The sequence below is a fragment of the Pseudonocardia endophytica genome, assembly GCF_004339565.1.
Lineage (GTDB): Bacteria > Actinomycetota > Actinomycetes > Mycobacteriales > Pseudonocardiaceae > Pseudonocardia > Pseudonocardia endophytica.
Genome location: NZ_SMFZ01000002.1, coordinates 633,461 through 655,043 on the forward strand (window position 1 = coordinate 633,461; position 21,583 = coordinate 655,043).

General features: G+C 73.3%; 19 protein-coding genes. 15 read left to right on the top strand and 4 right to left on the bottom strand.

What is annotated here, in order from left to right:
* Nucleotides 1-193: 193 nt before the first annotated feature.
* The 6 genes from EV378_RS21880 (at nt 194) to EV378_RS21905 (ending at nt 5,731) form a co-directional block, all read left to right on the top strand.
* On the top strand, nt 194-526 hold the full coding sequence (locus EV378_RS21880; RefSeq protein WP_132429192.1) for a hypothetical protein: 333 nt from the start codon (nt 194-196) through the stop codon (nt 524-526).
* A gap of 45 nt (nt 527-571) precedes the next feature.
* Nucleotides 572-1,396, top strand: coding sequence for an exodeoxyribonuclease III (gene xth, locus EV378_RS21885; protein WP_132429194.1), 825 nt, complete (start codon nt 572-574; stop codon nt 1,394-1,396).
* Entirely contained in the window at nt 1,396-2,250 is an 855-nt protein-coding gene (locus EV378_RS21890; protein ID WP_132429196.1) for a serine/threonine-protein kinase, read from the top strand. Before xth ends, EV378_RS21890 begins: the two co-directional genes overlap by 1 nt.
* 35 nt (nt 2,251-2,285) lie before the next feature.
* Complete coding sequence (locus EV378_RS21895; RefSeq protein ID WP_132429198.1) at nt 2,286-2,777, top strand: YbaK/EbsC family protein; 492 nt, start codon at nt 2,286-2,288, stop codon at nt 2,775-2,777.
* A gap of 45 nt (nt 2,778-2,822) precedes the next feature.
* A complete protein-coding gene (locus EV378_RS21900; protein WP_132429200.1) occupies nt 2,823-5,453 on the top strand; it encodes a bifunctional FO biosynthesis protein CofGH in 2,631 nt (876 codons plus the stop codon).
* A 95-nt stretch (nt 5,454-5,548) separates the two neighbouring features.
* Nucleotides 5,549-5,731 (top strand): hypothetical protein, encoded by a 183-nt coding sequence (locus EV378_RS21905; protein WP_132429202.1) that lies wholly within the window; start codon nt 5,549-5,551, stop codon nt 5,729-5,731.
* Nucleotides 5,732-5,899: 168 nt separating this feature from the next.
* Here the strand turns inward: EV378_RS21905 and EV378_RS21910 are convergent, their stop codons facing one another.
* Nucleotides 5,900-7,708 carry a class I adenylate-forming enzyme family protein gene (locus tag EV378_RS21910; RefSeq protein ID WP_132429204.1) on the bottom strand — a complete coding sequence of 603 codons (1,809 nt, stop codon included), beginning with the start codon at nt 7,706-7,708 and terminating at the stop codon, nt 5,900-5,902.
* Nucleotides 7,709-7,713: 5 nt separating this feature from the next.
* On the bottom strand, nt 7,714-9,174 hold the full coding sequence (locus tag EV378_RS21915) for a carotenoid oxygenase family protein (RefSeq protein WP_132429206.1): 1,461 nt from the start codon (nt 9,172-9,174) through the stop codon (nt 7,714-7,716).
* 215 nt (nt 9,175-9,389) lie between these two features.
* Here EV378_RS21915 and EV378_RS21920 point away from each other — a divergent pair, with 215 nt between their 5' ends.
* Genes EV378_RS21920 through yhjD form a run of 3 tightly spaced genes read left to right on the top strand, consistent with a single transcriptional unit; the run spans nt 9,390 to nt 12,485 of the window.
* Nucleotides 9,390-10,325, top strand: coding sequence for a winged helix-turn-helix transcriptional regulator (locus EV378_RS21920; protein ID WP_165922419.1), 936 nt, complete (start codon nt 9,390-9,392; stop codon nt 10,323-10,325).
* A 41-nt stretch (nt 10,326-10,366) separates the two neighbouring features.
* The gene (gene trpS / locus EV378_RS21925) at nt 10,367-11,386 is read left to right on the top strand and encodes a tryptophan--tRNA ligase (protein ID WP_132429210.1); all 1,020 of its coding nucleotides are present in this window, start codon (nt 10,367-10,369) and stop codon (nt 11,384-11,386) included.
* A gap of 19 nt (nt 11,387-11,405) precedes the next feature.
* Nucleotides 11,406-12,485, top strand: coding sequence for an inner membrane protein YhjD (yhjD, locus tag EV378_RS21930; protein WP_424511249.1), 1,080 nt, complete (start codon nt 11,406-11,408; stop codon nt 12,483-12,485).
* Between the two features lie 81 nt (nt 12,486-12,566).
* On the opposite strand, the gene EV378_RS21935 is transcribed toward yhjD, so the two are convergent.
* Both EV378_RS21935 and EV378_RS21940 read right to left on the bottom strand, forming a co-directional pair.
* Nucleotides 12,567-13,742, bottom strand: a complete 1,176-nt coding sequence (locus EV378_RS21935) for a D-alanyl-D-alanine carboxypeptidase family protein (protein ID WP_243653694.1) — start codon at nt 13,740-13,742, stop codon at nt 12,567-12,569.
* Between the two features lie 6 nt (nt 13,743-13,748).
* Nucleotides 13,749-14,201: an SRPBCC family protein gene (locus tag EV378_RS21940; protein WP_132429212.1), complete on the bottom strand. Its 453-nt coding sequence runs from the start codon at nt 14,199-14,201 to the stop codon at nt 13,749-13,751.
* A gap of 190 nt (nt 14,202-14,391) precedes the next feature.
* Between EV378_RS21940 and EV378_RS21945 the strand changes: the two genes are divergently transcribed.
* The 6 genes from EV378_RS21945 to EV378_RS21970 all read left to right on the top strand — a co-directional run bounded on the left by EV378_RS21945 (nt 14,392) and on the right by EV378_RS21970 (nt 21,439).
* Entirely contained in the window at nt 14,392-15,480 is a 1,089-nt protein-coding gene (locus EV378_RS21945; RefSeq protein WP_243653695.1) for a BMP family lipoprotein, read from the top strand.
* Complete coding sequence (locus tag EV378_RS21950; protein ID WP_132429216.1) at nt 15,477-17,015, top strand: ABC transporter ATP-binding protein; 1,539 nt, start codon at nt 15,477-15,479, stop codon at nt 17,013-17,015. The genes EV378_RS21945 and EV378_RS21950 overlap by 4 nt, the downstream gene beginning before the upstream one ends.
* A 115-nt stretch (nt 17,016-17,130) precedes the next feature.
* Nucleotides 17,131-18,213 carry an ABC transporter permease gene (locus EV378_RS21955; RefSeq protein ID WP_132432516.1) on the top strand — a complete coding sequence of 361 codons (1,083 nt, stop codon included), beginning with the start codon at nt 17,131-17,133 and terminating at the stop codon, nt 18,211-18,213.
* Nucleotides 18,210-19,451: an ABC transporter permease gene (locus tag EV378_RS21960; protein WP_132429218.1), complete on the top strand. Its 1,242-nt coding sequence runs from the start codon at nt 18,210-18,212 to the stop codon at nt 19,449-19,451. Before EV378_RS21955 ends, EV378_RS21960 begins: the two co-directional genes overlap by 4 nt.
* Nucleotides 19,452-19,655: 204 nt before the next feature.
* The gene (locus EV378_RS21965; RefSeq protein ID WP_243653948.1) at nt 19,656-20,075 is read left to right on the top strand and encodes a cytidine deaminase; all 420 of its coding nucleotides are present in this window, start codon (nt 19,656-19,658) and stop codon (nt 20,073-20,075) included.
* Between the two features lie 74 nt (nt 20,076-20,149).
* A complete protein-coding gene (locus tag EV378_RS21970; RefSeq protein WP_132432518.1) occupies nt 20,150-21,439 on the top strand; it encodes a thymidine phosphorylase in 1,290 nt (429 codons plus the stop codon).
* The last annotated feature ends 144 nt before the right edge of the window (nt 21,440-21,583 follow it).

Sequence of the window (21,583 nt, forward strand, 5' to 3'; positions counted from 1 at the left end):
ACCGGCGGCCGGACCCGGCGACGACGTCCGGCGGCGGCACCCGCTGGCCGACACGCTATCCCCCCGATGTCCGGGAGCGCCCGCAGGAGTAACACGTCCGACATCGGCCGGAACGGTCCCGTCGCCGTGGTCCGCTCGGATACCGTGGGTGCGTCCGGGCGGCCGCCCCCGGGCGGGTGAGGAGAGACGCGTCGTGCCGAACCGGTTGACGATTCCCGGGCTCAAGGTGCCGAAGCTGACCGGCTGGCCGCTCGTCGGGATCCTCGGGATCGGGCTGGCCGCCGTCGCGCTCGTCTACGGCAGCGCGACCGGCAACCTCGGGGACGAGTGCACGATGACCGTGCAGGCCGACCAGGTCTCGGTCCGGTCCAGCCCCAGCACGTCCGGGCAGCCGATCGAGACCCTGCGGCGGGGCACCGAGGTCGGCGCGGAGAAGGTCGTGGACAGCGGCTTCCGCAAGCTCACCGGCGGGCAGCGCTGGGTGCCCGCGGGATCCGTGGCCGCGACGTCGGGCAGCGTGTGCTGAGCACCCCGGTCCCGGAGCGGGCCCGTAGTACGACAGGGTGAGCCGATGCCGACCGTGAGCACCGCCAACGTCAACGGCGTCCGGGCTGCCACGGGCAAGGGCCTGCTGGAGTGGATCGTCGCCGTCGACGCGGACGTGATCTGCCTCCAGGAGGTCCGGGCGCGGCCCGACGAGGTGCCGGACGCGCTGACCGCCCTGCTGGCCGAGCGCGGCCTGCATCTCACGCTGGCGCCGTCGGAGACCGCGAAGGGGCGCAACGGTGTCGCGGTGCTGTCCCGGACCGAGCCGCTGGCCGTGCGGGTGGGTTTCGGCGACCCGGAGTCCGACGACGAGGGCCGCTACCTCGAGGTCGACCTCCCCGGGCTGACGGCTGCCTCGCTGTACCTGCCGAAGGGCGTCACCGGGACGCCGAAGCAGGAGCGCAAGGACCGCTTCCTGGAACGCTTCGCCCCCTATCTCGACGACGCGTGGCGGCGGGCCCGCGGCGACGGCCGCGAGATGGTCGTGTGCGGCGACTGGAACCTCGCCCCCGCCGAGGCGGACGTCCGCAACTGGAAGGGCAACCGTCGGAACTCCGGGTTCCTGCCGCACGAGCGGGCGTGGTGGGCCGGGCTGCTCGAGCGCGGCTGGGTGGACGTCGTGCGGTCGGTGCACCCGGACGCCGATGGCCCGTACTCGTGGTGGACCTACCGCGGGCGGGCGTTCGACAACGACGTCGGCTGGCGGATCGACCACCAGCTCGCGACGCCCGGACTCGCGGTGTTGGCGAAGGACGCCGTCGTCGACCGGGCGCCGTCGCACGCCGAGCGCTGGTCGGACCACGCGCCGGTCACGGTGCGGTACGCGCCGGCGTCAGGGGGGTGGCCGTGATGGAGAGCCGGGTCGTCGGGGGGCGCTACCTGCTGCTGGCCGAGCTGGACCGGCGCGGGTTCGGCCCCGCGTTCCGTGCCGAGGACCGGATCACCGGACGCCAGGTCGTCGTCACCGAGATCCGGCTGCCCGACCCTCCGGACCGCCCGGACTCGCTGCGCGACCGGCTCCTCACCGAGGTCCGGACGGCGGGCCGGTTGCGCCACCCGGGCGTCGTGCCGGTCCAGGACCTGGTCGCCGACCGGGCACGCGACGGATCGCTGCGCGAGCACCTGGTGACCGAACGGCCGGAGGCCCGATCGCTGTCCGAGGCGCTCGCGGACGGGCCGATGCCGGTGCGGACGGTCGCGGCCGTCGGGCGCGACGTGCTGGTGGCGCTGCGCGCGATGCACGACAGCGGTGTCGTGCACGGCGGCCTCACCCCGGACTGCGTGCTGCTCACGACGGACGGCAGCGCGCTCGTCACCGACATCGGCCTGGCCCGTGCGGTCGGGCCGCGCCCGGTGGGCACGAACGGCAGCGTCGACCCCGGCGCGTTCGCCGCCCCGGAGCGCGGTGCGGGTGGATCGGATGCACCGTCCGCGGACCTGTGGGCGCTCGGCGCCGTGCTGCACCACGCGGTCGGCCGCCGTCCCCCGGCGAACGGTCCGCTCACTGAAGTGATCACCGGTCTGACCGCGGCCGACCCGGCCGAGCGTCTCGGCCCCGCGGAGGCCGCCGTGCTGCTGGAACGCGCCGCCCGGCCACGGCCGACCTCCGGTGACCTCGGTCGTTCGCGACGGCTGCTGCTCGGCGCGGCGGCCGTGCTGGCCCTGATCGTGATCGGGCTGCTGGTCCTCGTCATCGGGTTCTGACGCAACCCGTTCGACGGGTCGACCACGATGGACCCATGACGGACGAGACGGACCACCCGAGCGTCGCGCGGGTGCGGCAGGCCTTGCGCGACGCGGGTGCGGCGACGGCGAGCATCGACGGGCTGCTGCTCCTGCCGGACGCGGTGACGACGGCGACGGCCGCGGCCGATGCGCTCGGCGTGCAGACCGGGCAGATCGCGAACTCGCTGGTGTTCGACGCGGACGGCGAGCCGCTGCTCGTGCTCACCTCCGGTGCGCACCGGGTGGACACGGACAAGGTCGCCGCGCTGCTCGGCATCGGCTCGCTGGGCCGCGCGTCGAAGGAGCTCGTGCGGGAGGCGACCGGGCAGGTGATCGGCGGTGTCGCGCCGGTCGGGCACCCGGCGCCGTTGCGGACGCTCGTGGACACCGCCCTCGCGCAGTTCGACGTCGTGTGGGCCGCGGGCGGCGTCGCCCGCGCCGTGTTCCCCACGACGTTCGACGAGCTGGTCCGCGTCACCGGGGGCACGCCCGCCGATGTGGTGTGACGCGACGTTGTCGCCCGATTGATGATCTGAACCTAGTGTGGAGGGATGGCCGACCTGCCGGATCCCACCGTGCCCGCCGCCCCCGCCGGCACCGCGGAGCCCGCTCCCAGTGACTCCGCTCTCCGCAGGGCGTTGCGCCGGGTCCGCGACGGCGCCGTCCTCGACGTCACCGAGGCCTCGGTCCTGCTCGCGGCCCGCGGTGAACACCTGGACGAGCTGCTGACCCACGCGTCCCGGGTGCGCGACGCGGGACTCGTCGACGCCGGCCGCCCCGGCGTGGTCACGTACTCGCGCAACGTGTTCATCCCGCTCACCCGGCTGTGCCGGGACCGCTGCCACTACTGCACGTTCGCGACCGTCCCGCACCGCGTCGAGTCGATGTACCTCGAACGCGACGAGGTCGTGGAGATCGCGCGGCAGGGTGCGGCCCAGGGCTGCAAGGAAGCCCTGTTCACGCTCGGCGACCGCCCAGAGGAGCGGTGGCCGCAGGCCAAGGAGTGGCTGGACGCCCGCGGGTACGACTCCACACTGGACTACGTGCGCGCGTGCGCGATCGCCGTCCTGGAGGAGACCGGGCTGCTGCCGCACCTGAACCCGGGCGTGCTGAGCTGGGCCGAGCTGACGCGGCTCAAGCCGGTCGCGGCCAGCATGGGCATGATGCTGGAGACCACGTCGGAAAGGCTGTGGTCGGAGAAGGGCGGCCCGCACTACGGCAGCCCGGACAAGGAGCCCGCGGTCCGGCTGCGGGCACTCACCGACGCGGGCCGGGTCGGCGTCCCGTTCACCACCGGCATCCTGATCGGGATCGGCGAGAACCGCACCGAGCGCGCGGAGTCGATCTTCGCGATCCGCTCCGCCTCCCGTGCGCACGGGCACGTGCAGGAGGTGATCGTCCAGAACTTCCGGGCCAAGCCGGACACCGCCATGGCGAACGACCCGGACGCCGACCTGGAGGACCTGGCCGCGACGATCGCCGTCAGCCGGCTCGTGCTCGGGCCGAAGATGCGGCTGCAGGCGCCGCCGAACCTCGTCGGGTCGGAGTACGCGCTGATGCTGCGCGCCGGCATCGACGACTGGGGCGGCGTCTCCCCGGTGACCGTCGACCACGTCAGCCCCGAGATGCCGTGGCCGGCCCTGGACGAGCTGGCCCGGCACACGGCCGAGGGCGGGTTCGCGCTGCGCGAGCGGCTCACGGCGTACCCGAAATACGTGACCGCGGGCTCGCCCTGGATCGACACCCGGCTGCACGCCCACGTCGGCGCGCTGGCCGGACCGGACGGGCTGGCGCGCGAGGACGCCGTCGTCGAGGGCCGCACATGGCAGGAGCCGGACGGCGGCTTCGAGTCCACCGGCCGGACCGACCTGAACACCTCGATCGACACGACCGGGCGGACCGACGATCGTCGCGGCGACTTCGCGTCGGTGTACGGCGACTGGGACGAGGTCGCGGCCGAGCTGGCGTCGCAGCGGTCGCGGAACGGCTCGGACCCGGCCGTCGCTCCGGAGCGGCTGGACGCGGACGTCCGCGCCGGACTGGACCTGGCCGCGTCGAACCCGGGGGCGCTGCTCGAGGAGTCGAACACCGACGCGGCGATGGCGCTGATCCTGGCCGACGGGCAGGCACTCGAGGAGATGACGCGCCTGGCCGACGACCTGCGCCGCGACGTCGTCGGCGACGACGTGACCTACGTCGTCAACCGGAACATCAACTTCTCGAACGTCTGCTACGTCGGCTGCCGCTTCTGCGCGTTCGCGCAGCGCGAGCGCGACGCGGACGCGTTCCGGCTGTCGCTGCCGGACGTCGCCGCGCGGGCCGCGGAGGCGGCACGGGCGCAGGCCACCGAGGTGTGCATGCAGGGTGGGATCGACCCGCAGCTGCCGGTGTCGTTCTACGCCGACCTGGTGCGTGCCGTGCACGAGGCCGTGCCCGGCATGCACGTCCACGCGTTCTCGCCGATGGAGATCGTGTCCGCCGCCTCGAAGGCCGGTGTGTCGATCCGGGAGTGGCTGACCGAGCTGAAGGCGGCCGGGCTCGGCTCGATCCCGGGCACCGCCGCCGAGATCCTCGACGACGAGGTCCGCTGGGTCCTGACGAAGGGCAAGCTGCCGGCGTCGCAGTGGATCGAGGTGGTCTCGACGGCGCACGAGGTGGGGATCCCGTCGTCGTCGACGATGATGTACGGCCACGTCGACGAGCCGCGGCACTGGCTCGGGCACCTGCGCACGCTGGCGTCCATCCAGGACCGGACGGGTGGCTTCACGGAGTTCGTGCCGCTGCCGTTCGTGCACCACAACGCGCCGATCTACCTGGCCGGGCTCGCCCGTCCTGGCCCCACCGAGCGGGACAACCGTGCGGTGCACGCGTTCGCCCGGCTCGCCCTGCACGGCCGGATCGACCACGTCCAGTGCTCGTGGGTGAAGCTCGGCGACCGGCCGGCCGCGGACATCCTGCGCGGCGGCGCCGACGACATGGGCGGCACGCTGATGGAGGAGACGATCAGCCGCATGGCCGGCTCGGAGAACGGCTCCGAGCGCTCGGTGGAGGAGCTGACCGCCATCGCCGCGTCCGCGGGCCGCCCGGTCCGCCAGCGCACGACGACGTACCAGGGCTCGCCGTCGCAGCTGACCCCCGCCACGCCGTCCGGCCCGCGCATGCTGCCTCTGACCCCCGCCTGACCGGCCCTACCCACGCCCGGCACTCACCTCCCGCGCCACACCCCCTCCCTTTCGTTCGGAGTCAGGGGTGGCGCGGGGCCGGGTACGGTGGGGGCATGGGTGTGATGGGTTCGCTGTTCCCGCAGCCGAAGATCACCGAGGACTCGGACGCGGCCGCCGACGGGCAGAAGTTCCGCCTCGGCCCGATCGACCTGGAGTCCGGCGTCGTTCAGCTGCAGCCGGTCCACCGCGCGACCCCGGAGCCGTCCGACGAGTCGGAGCCGGACACCGAGGACTGAGCACGGCGCCGGCGACGACCGCGACGTGCCTGCCGATGCCGGGTACCGACCGAGGGGAACGTCGCGTCGACGCGCCGGCGGTCGACGGTGCACCCGGCGCGAGTCAGCCTCCGGGAACTCGTCCGAGACTCGTACGAGTTTCCCCGCCGACGTCGCCGGATCCCCTGCTCACACCAGCGCGGCGCGGAGCTCCCGCTTGAGGACCTTCCCGAGAGCGTTGCGCGGCAACGCCTCCACGGTCTCGAGACGCTCCGGCAGCTTGTAGGACGCGATCTTCTTCTCGCGCAGCGCGGTGACGACCGAGTCGAGCGTGGGAGGTGGATCGGCGTCCGCAGCGGGTACGACGACCGCCGTGACGCGCTCGCCGAGCTGATCGTCCGGAGTCCCGACGACGGCGACCTCGGCGATCCCGGGTAGGGCGCCGATCAGCGCCTCCAGCTCGGCCGGGGCGATGTTCGCGCCGCCGCGGACGACGACGTCGCGCGCCCGGTCCACGTAGCGCAGCAGCGTCGGGTCGTGCGCCGCGATCGCGAACAGGTCGCCCGTGCGCAGGCGCCCGTGCTCGTCGAACGGTCCCGCGATCGCTGAGCCGGGACCGCGGGTGGCCGGCGCGGCAGAGGACGGCGACGCCGCCTCGGGGGACCAGGCGGAGGGGTCGAGTCCGGAGGAGGTCCAGTACCCGGCGAACACGGTCGGGCCGCCGACGCGGAGCTCGCCGGGACGGTCCGGCTCGGTGATCTCCTCGCCGGTCGCGGGGTCGACGAGACGGGTGTCGAACGCGCCGGCGATCGGGTTCGGCCAGCTCAGCGTGCCCCCGTCCGGTGCGGGCCCTCCGAACCAGGGGAAGTACGCGGCCCGCTGCTCCGGGTCGGGCACGGTGTGCTGGTCGGAGATCAGGCCGATGCCCTCGTTGGAGCCGAAGAAGTTCGTCACCTCGATGCCGGTGCGCTCGCGCCACTGCGCGATCAGCCGTGGCGGCAGCGGGGCGGACCCGGAGCCGATCACCCGCAACGACGACAGGTCGGCCCTCTCCAGCAGACCCGGCGCGTCGAGCATCCCGACCAGCAGTGCGGGCGGCGCCAGCGTGTAGCTGACCCGCTCGGTCGCGATCTGGCCGAGGAACGTGGGCAGGTCGAACGGATGGTGGCAGACGAGCGTGGCTCCGGTGAGCAGCCACGGCACCAGCACCCCGCCGAATCCGGCCATGTTGACCAGCGGGAACGGCGAGAGGATCACATCGTCGGCGGTCAGCGCCGGTGCCGCCGCGCACCCGGTGCCGATCACGTGCCAGCTGTTCGCGCAGCGCGGGACGGCCTTCGGCGTCGACTCGGTGCCGGACGTCCAGCACAGCGTCACGACCTCCGACGGGTGCCGCCGCAGCCGGGGAACGGTGTCCACGCCGCGCGTCCGGTCTCCGACGTGGGGACGCCCCGCACTGTCGGAGCCGCCCACACCGCCCGGCGCCGTCCCGCCGGCGGCGCGGAGTCCGTCCGGGCCCCACTCCAGTACCGGCACGCCCGTCGACGCGGCCGGCCCGGCGAGGTCGCGTCCGCCCAGCGATCCGACCGTGACCATCGCCGCGAGCCCGGCGACCGGAGCCAGTGTGGACAGTTCGTGCTCGCGGTACGCCGTCGGGAACGGGCACACGATCGCGCCGAGCCGGGCGATCGCCAGCGTCGTGACCAGCAGTTCGACGGTGTTCGGGAGCTGGGTGCCGACCACCGTGTCGACCGCGATCCCGTGTTCGGCCAGTGCCGCTGCGGTGAGCGAGACGCGGGTGTCGAGGCCGGCCCAGGTCAGCCGCTCCAGCGGGGAGCCGAGGAGGTCACGGCGGTTCGCCGGATCCACCAGCGCCGTCGCGTCCGGACGGTCGGCGACGCGGGCGCGGAGCATCTCGTCCCAGGAACGGGCCGGATCGTGCGACCACCACCCGGCCGCGACGAACTCGTCGATCCGCTCCGGCGGGTGCGGCCTCACGGTCGTTACCGGGCGGTGCGGAACTGGTCGGGCCGCACCCACGTCGCGTGGAAACCGAGCGGCACGCGCTGCGGCAACCGTACGCGCGCGACCGGCCCGGCCGCGAGGTCGGCGGCGTCCAGGATCTCCACCTCGGAGCGCCCGTCGCGCTCGTCGGTCACGAACGAGACGAGGTAGCCGTCGTCGGAGCCGGTGCTGCCGTCGCGCGGTGCGAACGGCGCCTCGCTGCCGAACCGGCCGCCGCCGAACCAGTGGTCGGTGCGCTGCCCGGTCGTCGCGTCCCGGCGCCACAGCCCGGAGAAGCGGACGGTCTCGGCGTCGGCGATGTGCACGCCGTAGGAGTAGCGGTCCGGCGTGCCCTGACCGCGGGAGTCGATCGTCGGGAACTCGGCGTTCACGTCGTCGAGCTGGGTCTCGGTGGTCGTGCCGGTGTCCAGGTCGAACTCGTAGCGGTGCAGGTGGGCGGTCAGCTTGAGGTAGCCGAGGAGCTTTCCCATCGGCCCCGGACGGGTCGGGCGCGGCTCCGGGCGGGCGACCCGGCAGACGTCGAGGACGATCGTCCGGCCGTTCTCCCAGGAGTTGACCACGTGATAGATGTAGCAGGGCGAGGCCTCGAACCAGCGGATCTCCGATGCCGCCCCGCGCCGCGGGATCACACCGAACCGCGACGGCATCGAGCGGTCGAACATCAGCTTGTGGCGGCCCTTGCGCGCCGCCTCCGGGTCCGCGACCAGCGGCAGGTCCATCAGCACCGAGAAGTTCTCGGTGATCGCCATGTCGTGCGGCATCCGGGGGCCCGGCAGGTCGAGGGAGACCTCGTGCTCGATCGCGCCGTCCGCGCCGACGACGCCGTAGCGCAGCAGCGGGTCGCGGGTGCCGTAGTCGAACCACATCAGCTCGCCGGTGCGCTCGTCGAGCTTCGGGTGCGCCATCACGTCGCCGTGCAGCGTGTCCAGGAACGTCTCGGCGCCCAGCGTCTCCAGCGACAGCGGGTCCATCGCCATCGGCTGCCCGCACAGGTACCAGGTGGCCAGCACCCGTCCTCTGTGGAACGTCAGGTCGGTGTTCGCGGTGTCCTTGAACGGCAGGCCGCGCGCCGTGCCCAGCGGGTTCCCCGCCGGGTTCTCGATCATCCCGGTCCAGAGTGGAGCGCCCGCCTGTTCCTCGCGCTCCAGGCCGCGGGTGCGGATGTAGCGGTTGCGGTAGCGCGCCGTGCCGTTCTCGAACGACATCGCGTGGACCATGCCGTCGCCGTCGAACCAGTGGTAGCGGCCCTGCGGTGCGTACCGCGGGTTCGGCCCGTTGCGCAGGTAGACGCCGTTCAGGTCGCGCGGGATCTCGCCGACCACCTCGAGATCGTCCGCCGTGATCTCGTCCTGGACCGGGGCGAAGATGCCGGTCAGGTACGGGTTCACCTCGTCGGTGTCCCCGACGCCGGAGCGGTTCGGCTGCTCGACCGCGGTCATCTGCTCACCTCCGGCGGATGTGCCGGCCGGCCCGTACGCGGCCTTCCCCCTCAGCAGTCGGCCGTCGCCGGCGCCGGCCGGCCACCCGTGTGGATCGAACCCCCCTGTCGATCCACGACCGGCCACGCGTGGTCCCCGCGGCCGGCAAACTTCGATCGGCAGAGTCAGGTCCGACGGTACGATCATGGGCGCAGCAGGTCAAGAGGAGTCGCCTCGTGCGGTCGGGGAAGTCCGGGGAACGCGTGGACGGTGCGGCGGGCGCCGTCGGGCGGACGCTCGGGGTGCTCGCGGACACCTGGACGCTGCTCATCCTGCAGCGGGCGTTCCTCGGCGTGCGCCGGTACGCGGGCTGGCGGGCCACGCTGAACATCTCGGACGCGACGCTCGCCGCCCGACTGCGCTCGATGACCGCGAACGGCCTGCTGCGGACCGTCCCGTACCGCGACGGCGGCCGGTCGAGACAGGAGTACCGGCTCACCGAGCGCGGCATCGACACCTGGCGGCTGCTGCTGGCGACGTGGAGCTGGGAACGTGCGTGGGAGCCGCGCGAGGTGCCGCTGCCGGACGTCGTGCACCAGGTGTGCGGCAACGTCACCGACGTCGTGCTGAGCTGCGCGCACTGCGGGACACCGATCGGCCCACGGGACACCGAGGTGGACGTGGCCGCGGTGACCGGCGGTGCCGACCTCGCCAGGCTCCACCCGCGGCGGACCCGTGGACCGTTGCCGAGCGATCCGCTGTCGTTCCTGCCGGGCGCGATGGAGATCGTCGGCGACCGGTGGGGCGCGACGCTGCTGGGCGCCTGCCTGGTCGGGCTGCGCACGTTCTCCGAGTTCGCCGACGTCATGTCGATCTCACCGGAGGTGCTGACCGACCGGCTCCGGCGGTTCGTCGAGCACGGTGTGCTGGTGCGGACCGGGCAGTCCGGCTACCGCCTGACCGACAAGGGGCGGGCCGCGTTCGCGATCCACGCCTGTCTCGTGGACTGGGCCAACCGCTGGGAGCGCGACGACGGCGACCCGGTCGACGTGGACGTCCGGCACCGTGCGTGCGGGAAGTCGCTGGAGGTCCGGCTGGACTGTGCGGCGTGCGGCGTGCCGTTCGAGCGGACCTCCGTCGCGCCCGCGTTCCGGGAACCCGGCGGCCGGTAACCGGCTGTCGGACGCGGGGTCCGCACCGGGAGAATGGGCCCATGACGACGCCCACCCCGCATCGACCCCGGGTGCTGTCCGGGATCCAGCCGACCGCCGACTCGTTCCACCTCGGCAACTACCTCGGCGCGCTGCGGCAGTGGGTGGCCCTGCAGGACGACCACGACGCGTTCTACTTCATCCCGGACCTGCACGCGATCACCGTCGAGCACGACCCGAAGCAGCTCGCCCGCCGGACCCGGGTCGCCGCGGCGCAGTTGCTCGGGCTCGGGCTGGACCCGGACCGGTGCACGCTGTTCGTGCAGTCGCACGTGCCCGCCCACTCCGAGCTGACCTGGGTGCTGCAGTGCCTCACCGGCTTCGGCGAGGCGAGCCGGATGACGCAGTTCAAGGACAAGGCGGCCAAGGAGGGCACCGACCGCGCCACCGTCGGCCTGTTCACCTACCCGGACCTGATGGCCGCGGACATCCTGCTCTACGACGCGGACCGGGTCCCGGTCGGCGAGGACCAGCGCCAGCACCTGGAGCTGACCCGCAACCTGGCGCAGCGGTTCAACTCCCGGTTCGGGCGCTCGCTCGTCGTCCCGGAGCCCTACATCCCGCCGGGCGCCGCGAAGATCGCCGACCTGCAGGACCCGACGTCGAAGATGTCCAAGTCGGCGTCCTCGCCCGGCGGGATCGTCGAGCTCCTGGACCCACCGAAGACGTCGGCGAAGAAGATCCGCTCCGCGGTCACCGACAACGAGCGGGAGATCCGCTACGACCCGGAGAACAAGCCGGGCGTCGCGAACCTGCTGACGATCTTCTCGGCGATGACCGACCGCAAGATCACCGAGCTGGAGTCGGACTACGCGGGCAAGGGCTACGGCGACCTGAAGAAGGACCTGGGCGAGGTGGTCGCCGAGTTCGCCGAACCGTTTGCCGAACGCGTCCGTGGGTACCTGGATGACCCGGCCGAGCTGGACCGGGTGCTGGCCGCCGGCGCCACCCGTGCGAGGGACGTCGCCGGCGCGACATTGCAGCGGGTTCACGAGAGGATCGGGTTCCTGCCGCCGACCTGAGATGACGGGGTGAACCGCCGTGGCGCAGACCCGGGTGCCGGATACGCCTGCCGACAAGCGGGTCGACTCTCGACCGGAGTACGCCGACGAGGGCGGTGAGAAGACCGCCCTGGAGCGCTACCGCGAGCGCTGGCCGTGGCTGGACCACCTCGTCCGGGCCGGGATGCGCTACACCGAGAACCACGGCGACCACTACGCCGCGGCGATCACCTACTTCAGCGTGCTGGCGCTCGTGCCTCTGCTGATGGTGGCGTTCGCGGTGGCCGGGTTCGTGCTGCGCGGCAACCCCGAGCTGCTGCAGGCGCTGCGGGACGGGATCAAGACGTCCGCACCGGGTGGTGTCGGCGACCTGCTCGGCAGCGTCGTCGACACGGCGACCACCAGTGCCGGTGCCATCGGTGTGATCGGTCTGGTCGGTGCGCTGTACTCCGGGATCGGCTGGATGGGCAACCTGCGCGAGGCGCTGTCCGAGCAGTGGGGCCAGCGCGAGGACGCTCCGCCGGTGCTCAAGCGGCTCGGCTCCGACCTGATCGCCCTGGTCGGCCTCGGGCTGGCGCTCGTCGCGTCGTTCGCGATCTCCGCCGTCGGCGGCTCGCTGGGCAGGACGCTCCTGAACCTCGTCGGGCTGGGCGACGTCGGCTGGGCGCAGTTCCTGCTGGTCCTGGCGACGATCGTGATCGGCCTGGCGGCGAACTGGCTGGTGTTCCTCTGGGTGATCGCCCGCCTGCCGCGTGAGCCGGTCTCGCTGCGCAGTGCGATGAAGGCGGCCGTGTTCGGCGCCGTCGGTTTCAAGATCCTGCAGGTCGTGATGGTCTACTACCTCGGCTCGGTGACGTCGTCGCCCGCCGGTGCCGCGTTCGGCGGCATCCTGGGCCTGCTCGTGTTCATCTTCTTCACGTCGCGGTTCCTGCTGTTCGTGACGGCGTGGGCGGCCAGCGCCGAGGAGGAGGACTACGACCCGACGGAGGTCCCGTCCGCGGCCGTCATCCGTCCGCAGATGGTCGTGCGCGAGGGTCCCGGCGCCCTGGCCACGGCGGGCCTGCTCACGGTCGGCGCGATCGGCGGCCTCATCGGCGTGCGGGCGTTCCGCAGGCGCTGACCCGGTCCTCGCACGGGATGTGGTGCGCTCGCACACGCCCGAGCATGTGCGAGGGCGCTCCGGCCTGTGCGGGACGGGCGATCAGGCTTTTCGACGACGGCGGCGCAGGACGAGCAGCGCCACCACCGTGAGCAGGGCGAGGGCTCCCGCGGCGATCGCCACGGTCGACGCGGTGCTCGACGCGGCGGCCGCGGGGGCCGGCTGCGCCGGGGTCGCCGTGTCCGAGGGGGGTGTCGGCGCCGGGTCGACGAGCGTCCCGACCGGGGCGGCCGTCCGCGGCGTCGCGAACCCCCAGTCCAGCAGCGCCTTCGCCTGGTCCACCATCCGGACCGGGTGCTGCTCGCCGCGCATGATCACGACGACGAGCCTGCGCCCGTTGCGGTCGACGCCGCCGGCGAACGTGTGCCGCGCGGCGTCCGTGAAGCCGGTCTTGCCGCCGATGAACCCCGGCGTGTCCAGCAGCGGGTCGTCGTTCGACGTCAGGAACCCCGGCTTGTCCGCGAACCCCGGGAACGGGTAGGTCCGGGTGTGCATGACGGTCGTGATCCGCGGCCGCTGTGCCACGGCGCGGAAGAACAACGCCAGATCGTAGGCCGACGACGACATCCCGGGACCGTCCAGTCCGGACACCGTGGCCGGGCGGGTGTCCAGCGCGCCGAGCGTGCGCGCCTCGGACTGCATCGCGGCCAGCGTGGCCGGGATCCCGCCCATCGTGCGGGCCAGGGCGTTCGCGGTGTCGTTGCCGGAGTTGAGGATCAGGCCGTGGAACAGCTGGTCCACCGTGTACCGGCCGCCCGGCCCGACCCCGGCCCTGCTGCCGTCCACGTTCGCGTCCTCCGGTGTCCCGACGACCACTGTGGACGGGTCCAGCCGGTCGGTCACCACGAGCGAGAGCAGCATCTTCAACGTCGACGCCGGCCGCTCCCGCGCGTGCGGCGCGCGGGCCGCGAGCACGGCGCCGGAGTCCAGGTCGGCGACCACGTAGGACGCGACGCCGACCGGCGGAGGGGGTGCCGTGCCGGGGGAGCGCACCTCCCCGCAGGTCCCCATGCCGGGGCCGCCGACCGGCTGGTCGGGAACCGGGAGCGGCGTCACCGGGACGGTCTCCTCGTCGGCCGGCGGCCCGGGTGGCGCGGCCTGCCCGGGGCATGGCGCCGCGGCGGGAGCGGTCGGTGCCGCGGCGAGCGCCGGTGCGGCGGACCCGGCGAGCAGTGCGGCCGTCAGCGCGACGGTGACGGCGACGGCCCTGGCGCGCACCGGAGGTCAGGTGGCGCGCTCGGCCGTCGTGCGCACGGCCTCCAGCGTCCGGTGCATCCCGTCGACCATCGCGTGCTCGCGGTCGCGGCCGATCAGGCCACTGATCACCAGCAGGTTCGCGAGGAACGGCGTCGGCCCGAGGTGCTCGCGCCACTGGGTGAGCTCGGTTCCGCCGGAACCGTCCGGGGCGAGGAGCCAGCCCCACGCCATCCGGTTCTCGGCGACCGTGAACGTGAACCGCGACGGCGGCTCGCACTCGGTCACCCTGCAGTGCGTGTTCCACCGGATCGGACCGTGCCGGTTGTTCCCGACGAACCGCGCCCCGAGCCGGGGACCGCTGCCGTCGCGCCACCGGCCACCGGTCGCCTCCGGGCTCCACTCGCCCATCCGCGTGATGTCGGTGACCAGTGCCCAGACCCGCTCCGGCGATGCCGCGACCCGCACACTCGCCTGGTCCACGCGCCCTCCCTCGGGTGATCGTCGCCGCGGACGGTACAGGGCCCGCTCCGCGAACGTGTTGGTCACGGCGATGTTTCGGCTCTCGTGCACCGGCCCCGCAGCGACTACGGTCCCGCCAGAACCGGACGGGACGCGGGGAGGGGAACTCGGCGTGCGTACACGACGTGGGGTTGCGGTGGTTGCGGTCGCGATGGCGACCGCGATGGTCCTGGCCGGGTGCGCCCGGGACACCGGGGGTGGACAGGCGCAGGGCGGCGGTGGGGACAACTGCCCGCGCAACCCCCCGCCGTCGGTGGACGCGGCCCAGGCGCAGCCCGCGCCGTCGCCGACGCCCGGTGACGCCAGCAAGCTCAAGGTCGGTATGGCCTACGACATCGGCGGGCGCGGTGACGCGTCCTTCAACGACGCCGCCGCCGCCGGGATCGACCGCGCGTCCGCGCAGCTGAAGATGCCGAAGGCGACGGAGGCCACGGCCCAGCCCGGCGAGAGCGAGGACGCCTCGGCGAACCGGCTGCGCCAGCTCGTCGCGACCGGGCACAACCCGATCATCGCGGTCGGCTTCAACTACGCGAGCGCGCTGAAGACCGTCGCGACCGAGAACCCGCAGGTGCGCTTCGCGATCGTGGACGACGACACGGTCACGCTGCCGAACGTCACGCCGCTGGTGTTCGCCGAGGAGCAGGGCTCGTTCCTGGTCGGCGCCGCGGCCGCGCTGAAGACGACCACCTGCAAGGTCGGCTTCGTCGGCGGCGTGGACAACCCGCTGATCCAGAAGTTCGAGGCCGGCTACACGCAGGGCGTGAAGGCCGTCGCGCCGAACGCGCAGGTCGACGCGAAGTACATCTCCCCGGCGGGCGACACGACCGGCTTCAACGACGCCACCAAGGGCACCGAGATCGCGGGCGGCGAGTACGACGGCGGCGCGGACATCGCGTTCGCCGCGGCGGGCAAGTCGAACCAGGGCGTGTTCTCGGCCGCGCAGACCGGCAACAAGAAGGCCATCGGCGTCGACTCCGACCAGTACAACTCGCCGCAGCTGGCCCAGGTCAAGCAGGTGATCATGACGTCAATGATCAAGCGGGTGGACGTCGCGGTGTACGACTACATCAACGCGATCGCCAAGAACGACACCTCGTCGCTGCCGAAGCGCTTCGACCTCAAGGTCGACGGCGTCGGGTACTCGACGTCCGGTGGTCAGGTCGACGACATCAAGGCCCAGCTCGACGCGTACAAGGCGGCGATCATCTCCGGCCAGATCCAGGTCAAGTCCACGAAGTGACGGACGGCGAGCGCGGAGCGGACGGAGCGCGCGTCGACACCGCTCCGGCGGTCGAGCTGCGCGGGATCACCAAGCGGTTCCCGGGCGTCGTCGCCAACTCACGGATCGACCTCGTCGTGGCGCGCGCCGAGGTGCACGCGCTGTGCGGGGAGAACGGGGCCGGCAAGTCGACCCTGATGAAGATCCTCTACGGGATGCAGGCGCCGGACGAGGGGACGGTCGGCGTCGACGGCGAGCCGGTCGCGTTCCGCTCGCCCGCGGACGCGATCGCGGCCGGGATCGGCATGGTGCACCAGCACTTCATGCTGGCCGACAACCTCACCGTCGCGGAGAACGTGCTGCTCGGGGCGTCCGGCGGGATCGGGCGGGCCGCGCGGGAGCGGATCGCCGAGCTGGCCCGCACGGTCGGGTTGAACGCCGCACCCGACGAACGGGTGGAGCGTCTCGGGGTCGCCGACCGGCAGCGGCTGGAGATCCTCAAGGTGCTCTACCGCGGCGCCCGCACGGTGATCCTGGACGAGCCGACGTCCGTGCTCGTGCCGCAGGAGGTCGACGAGCTGTTCGCCACCCTGCGCGGCATGCGCGCCGAGGGCTACACGTTCCTGTTCATCTCGCACAAGCTCGACGAGGTGCGCGCCATCGCGGACCGGATCACCGTGATCCGGCGGGGCCGCTCGGTCGGCACCGCCGACCCGTCGACGGTGACGAACCGCGAGCTGGCCGAGATGATGGTCGGCTCCGAGCTGCCCACACCGGACGCGGGCGCGTCCACCGTGACCGACCGTGAGGTGCTGCGCGTCGAGGGGCTCGGGCTGCCCGCCCCGTCCGGTGACCGCGACCTGCTGGACGGGATCGACCTCGTCGTGCACGCGGGTGAGGTGGTCGGCATCGCCGGCGTCGAGGGCAACGGCCAGACCGAGCTCGTCGAGACGATCATGGGTATGCGGCGCGGGGCGCGCGGCCGGGTCCTGCTCGGCGGCCGCGACCTGACCGGGGCCGGCACGATGGCCCGTCGCGAGGCCGGTGTCGGCTACGTGCCGGAGGACCGGTCGCGGTACGGGCTGCTCGGCGAGCAGACGCTGTGGGAGAACCGGGTGCTCGGGTTCCAGACCCGCACCCCGATCGCGCGGCACGGGCTGGTCGACCGGTCCGCCGCGCGCTCGGACACCGAACGGATCGTCCGGGACTTCGACGTCCGCACGCCCGGCATCGACGTCACCGCCGCCGCGCTCTCCGGTGGCAACCAGCAGAAGCTCGTCGTCGGCCGGGAGCTGTCCGGCGACCCGGTCCTGCTGATCGCCGCGCACCCGACCCGCGGCGTCGACGTCGGGGCGCAGGCCGGGATCTGGGCCGAGCTGCGACGAGCGCGCGCGGCCGGGCTGGCGGTGCTGCTCGTGTCCGCCGACCTGGACGAGCTGATCGGCCTGTCGGACACGCTCGCCGTGATCCTCGACGGCAGGCTGGTCGGCACCGCGGACCCGGCAACGGTCACCCCCGAGGAGCTCGGCACCGCCATGACGGGTGCCGCGGCATGACCCCGCCGGCCCGATCCCCGGACGAGCGCTCCGTCCGCCCACCCGGGTCGGACGGGAACAGCTGTCGCGCACGGTGGAGTCACCGGTGCGGCACCGGGGCGGTGGTGCGGCGATGATCGCGCGGTGGCGCGGGGCGGTGCTGGCCCCGGTACTGGCGATCGTCGTCGCGGCCCTGCTGTGCGCCGTCGCGCTGCTGATCAGCGGTTCGTCCCCGCTGACGGCGCTGACCACGCTGGTCGGCCAGATCGGGTCCGGGACGGTCGTCGTCGACACGATCAACTCGGCGTCGGTGTACTACGTCGCGGCGCTGGCCGTCGCGATCGGCTTCCAGATGAAGCTGTTCAACATCGGTGTCGAGGGCCAGTACCGGGTCGCGGCGTGCGTGGCCGCGATCGTCGGCGGGACCGTGGTGCTGCCGCCGGTGCTGCACACGATCGTGATCCTGGTCGTCGCGGTGCTGGCCGGGACCGCGTGGGTGGCGGTCCCTGCGCTGCTCAAGGCGTACCGCGGCGTGTCCGAGGTGATCTCGACGATCATGCTGAACGCGGTGGCCATCGGCATGATCGCGTTCCTGATCAGCCCGGACACGTTCGGCAAGCTGGCCGGCAACAACATCACCACCCCGCCGATCCCGGAGTCCGGGTGGTTCCCGGGCATCCCGGTCGGGTCCGGGGAGATCTTCGGCATGGTGCTGGTCGCAGCGGCGCTCGGCGTCGGCTACTGGTTCCTGCTGTCCCGCACGCGGTTCGGCTTCGAGCTGAAGGCGTCCGGCGAGTCCCCGACGGCGGCCGCGGCGGGTGGGGTGAACGCGCGCCGGATGATCCTCGTCGCGCTGCTGACGTCCGGGGCGGTGGCCGGGCTGGTCGGCCTGCCGGAGCTGCTCGGGCGCGACCACGCGTACACGCTGGTGTCCCCGCAGGGCTACGGCTTCACCGGGATCGCCGTCGCGCTGCTCGGCCGCAACCACCCGGTCGGCATCGCGCTGGGCGCCCTGCTGTGGGCGTTCCTGGACAAGGCGGCCGTCGCGCTCGACGTCGTGGGCGTGCCGCGGGAGATCGTGCTGATCATGCAGGGGCTGATCGTGCTGTCGGTGGTCGTCGCCTACGAGATCGTGCGACGGGCCGGGCAGCGGGCCGAGCAACGGCGTGTGGCCGCCGCGCCCGCGCCATCGACCGAGACGGCGGAGGCTGCGACATGACCACGGTCCTGGACCGGGCCCGCTCGCTGTCCGTGCCCCGATGGGCCCGTCCGTTCCTGATCGCGCTCCTCCTCGTCCTGATCCTGGCGATCACCGTCACGCTCACCGGCCAGACGCAGCTGACGTCGTCCGGCACGGCCGAGGCGGCCGTCCGGCTCGCGCTGCCGATCCTGTTCGCCGGGCTCGGCGGTCTCTGGTCCGAACGGGCCGGGATCATCAACATCGGCCTCGAGGGCATGATGATCCTGGGTACCTGGGGTGCGGCGTGGGCCGGCTACCAGTGGGGCCCGTGGGCCGCGCTCGTCGGCGGTCTCGTGTTCGGCGCGCTCGGCGGCCTGCTGCACGCCGTCGCGACCGTCACGTTCAACGTCAACCACATCGTCTCCGGCGTCGCGATCACGCTGCTCGGGATGGGGCTGACGAAGTACCTGTCCACACTGATCTTCGAGCCGATCTCGCAGAACCCGCGTGAGTCGCCACGGCTGCAGGGCTTCACCGAGTTCGACGTGCCGTTGCTCAGCTCGGGACTGCGCGCGCTGGAACAGCAGCAGCGGGTGTTCGTGTCCGACCTCGCCGGGCTGCTCGGCGGCCTGGTCACCGGGTTGACGCCGGTCGTGCTGCTCGGCGTGCTGCTCGTGCCGGTCTCCTACCTCGTGCTGTGGCGCACGCCGTTCGGGCTCCGGCTGCGCGCGGCGGGCGAGTCGCCGGTGGCGGCCGAGACGCTCGGCGTGAACGTGGTGGCGCACAAGTACGCGGCCGTGATCGTGTCCGGCGGTCTGGCCGGCCTCGGCGGTGCCGCGCTCGCGCTCAACCCGGGCCAGCTCGGCTACCTGGAGAACCAGGTCGGCGGCCGCGGCTACATCGGGCTCGCCGCGATGATCTTCGGCAACTGGCGGCCTGCCGGGCTGCTGGCCGGCTCCGCGCTGTTCGGCTACGTCGACGGGCTGCAGCTGCGCGCCGGCGGAGAGGCCGTGCACGCCCTGCTCTACGCCGCGACGCTGCTGGCCGTCGTCGTCGCCGTGCTGTGGGTGGCGCGACGGCGGTGGGTGCCTGCGGCGCTCGCCCTCGTCGGCGGTCTCGTCGTCTACGGTCTGTACTGGACGATCGACACCGTGCCGACCGAGTTCGCGACCTACGCCCCCCAGCTGGTCACGCTGCTCGTGCTGGCCGTCGCGTCGCAGCGACTGCGACCACCGGCGGCCCTCGGCGTCGAGTACCGGCGTGGAGAGGGCGGGTAACGTGCCCCACCAGGGAACGATCGAAACGGACCTCGACGGCCCGGACGCCCGTCGGCGGCGTTGCCGGCCGACCCGAGTACGCCCGGTACGAGGGCCGGCCAGCGCCTTGCCGACGGACGCCCGGATCCGCCGATCTCGGCATCGACGTCCCCTGGCGAGGCACTGATGGCCGGTGGAGGACCCAGCGGAGCCGGTCGCGACCTGATGCGCGAGGCCCGTGCCGAGGCCGCGCTGGACTGGGCGCACCTGCGTGACGCGGCGCGTGCGGCCGCCTCGTCGGCGTACGCGCCGTACTCGGGACTGCTCGTCGGCGCGGCCGCGCTGTGTGACGACGGCCGCGTCGTCACCGGGTGCAACGTGGAGAACGCCTCGTACGGGCTCGGGGTCTGCGCCGAGGTGACGCTGGCCGGGCAGCTGCGCCTGACGGGTGGCGGCCGGCTGCGCGCGCTGGCCTGCCGTTCCGTGGACGGCGACCTGCTGATGCCCTGCGGACGGTGCCGCCAGGTGCTCCACGAGTTCGGCGGGCCGGAGTGCCTGGTCGACACGCCGCACGGCCCGCGCCCGCTGTCCGAGGTGCTGCCGGACGCGTTCGGGCCCTCCGACCTGCCGGGAGCGCCGCGATGATCCGGGGAGTGGGCTGGGGCGAGGACACGAGCGCGCCCGCGCCGCCGCTCGATCCCGTGACCGGGCCGAACGGCATGTCCGCCGTCGACGTCGTCGTCGCCAAGCGGGACTGCCGGGAGCTGACCGCCGAGCAGATCGACTGGATCGTGGGCGCGTACACCCGCGGCGAGGTCGCCGACGAGCAGATGGCCGCGCTCGCGATGGCGATCCTGCTGAACGGCATGGACGACCGCGAGACGGCGCGCTGGACCCAGGCGATGATCGACTCGGGGGAGCGCCTGGACCTGGGCGACGTCGGGCGCCCGCTGGTGGACAAGCACTCCACCGGCGGCGTCGGCGACAAGATCACCCTGCCGCTCGCGCCGCTCGTCGCGGCCTGCGGCGCCGCCGTGCCGCAGCTGTCCGGGCGCGGGCTCGGCCACACCGGCGGCACGCTGGACAAGCTGGAGGCGATCCCCGGATGGCGGGCGTCGCTGTCGACCGACGAGATCCGCGCCCAGCTCGCCGACGTCGGGGCCGTCATCTGCGCGACGACGCCGTCGCTCGCCCCCGCCGACCGCAAGCTCTACGCGCTGCGCGACGTCACCGGCACCGTCGAGTCGGTCCCGCTGATCGCCAGCTCGATCATGAGCAAGAAGATCGCCGAGGGGACCGGCGGGCTGGTGCTCGACGTCAAGGTCGGGACCGGGGCGTTCATGAAGACGACCGCGCGGGCCGGCGAGCTGGCCGACGCGATGACCCGGATCGGCGGCGCCCACGGCCTGCCGACGACGGCGCTGCTCACCGACATGTCCCGCCCGCTCGGCCGGGCCGTCGGGAACGCACTGGAGGTCGCCGAGGCGGTCGAGGTGCTGCGCGGCGGCGGGCCGCCGGACGTCGTCGAGCTGACCGTGACCCTGGCCGGGGAGATGCTCCGGCTGGCCGGGCTGACCGACGCCCCGGACCCGGCGGAGGTGCTCGCGTCCGGAGCCGCCTATCCGGTGTGGGAGGCGATGATCGCGGCACAGGGCGGCGACCCGTCGGCGCCACTGCCGCGGGCGAGACACGTGGAGACCGTGACCGCGGACCGCGACGGCGTGTTCTCCGGCGCCGACGCGCTCGCCGTCGGGACCGCGGCGTGGCGGCTCGGTGCCGGTCGTGCCCGCAAGGAGGACTCCGTGCAGGCCGCGGCCGGCGTCCGCCTGCTCGTCGGACCGGGGGACCCGGTGCAGGCCGGCACGCCTCTGCTGGAGCTGCACACGGATACGCCGGACCGGTTCCAGGGCGCGCGCCGGGCCGTCACCGGAGCGGCGCTGCTGATCGTCGGTGACCCGGACGCCACCCGCCCCCGCGACCTCGTGCTGGACACCGTCCGCTCCGGCTGAGGCGCGCGGGCCGCCGCGCCCTACCCACTCCGCGCCTCCCCCGGCGAACGAACGGCACCTTCGAGCAATCACACTGCTCGAAGGTGCCGTTCGTTCGGTTCCGGGTGGCCGTGATCCGGACATTTCGGCCGATCATGCACGGTG

Bases quoted from the DNA above. Each gene is read 5' to 3' on its own strand.
- EV378_RS21900 (WP_132429200.1), top strand. From the start codon at position 2,823: ATGGCCGACCTGCCGGATCCCACCGTGCCCGCCGCCCCCGCCGGCACC.
- xth (WP_132429194.1), top strand. From the start codon at position 572: ATGCCGACCGTGAGCACCGCCAACGTCAACGGCGTCCGGGCTGCCACG.
- EV378_RS21965 (WP_243653948.1), top strand. From the start codon at position 19,656: ATGCGCGAGGCCCGTGCCGAGGCCGCGCTGGACTGGGCGCACCTGCGT.
- EV378_RS21945 (WP_243653695.1), top strand. From the start codon at position 14,392: ATGGCGACCGCGATGGTCCTGGCCGGGTGCGCCCGGGACACCGGGGGT.
- EV378_RS21915 (WP_132429206.1), bottom strand. From the start codon at position 9,174: ATGACCGCGGTCGAGCAGCCGAACCGCTCCGGCGTCGGGGACACCGAC.
- EV378_RS21890 (WP_132429196.1), top strand. From the start codon at position 1,396: ATGGAGAGCCGGGTCGTCGGGGGGCGCTACCTGCTGCTGGCCGAGCTG.
- trpS (WP_132429210.1), top strand. From the start codon at position 10,367: ATGACGACGCCCACCCCGCATCGACCCCGGGTGCTGTCCGGGATCCAG.
- EV378_RS21970 (WP_132432518.1), top strand. From the start codon at position 20,150: ATGTCCGCCGTCGACGTCGTCGTCGCCAAGCGGGACTGCCGGGAGCTG.
- EV378_RS21960 (WP_132429218.1), top strand. From the start codon at position 18,210: ATGACCACGGTCCTGGACCGGGCCCGCTCGCTGTCCGTGCCCCGATGG.
- EV378_RS21895 (WP_132429198.1), top strand. From the start codon at position 2,286: ATGACGGACGAGACGGACCACCCGAGCGTCGCGCGGGTGCGGCAGGCC.
- EV378_RS21905 (WP_132429202.1), top strand. From the start codon at position 5,549: ATGGGTGTGATGGGTTCGCTGTTCCCGCAGCCGAAGATCACCGAGGAC.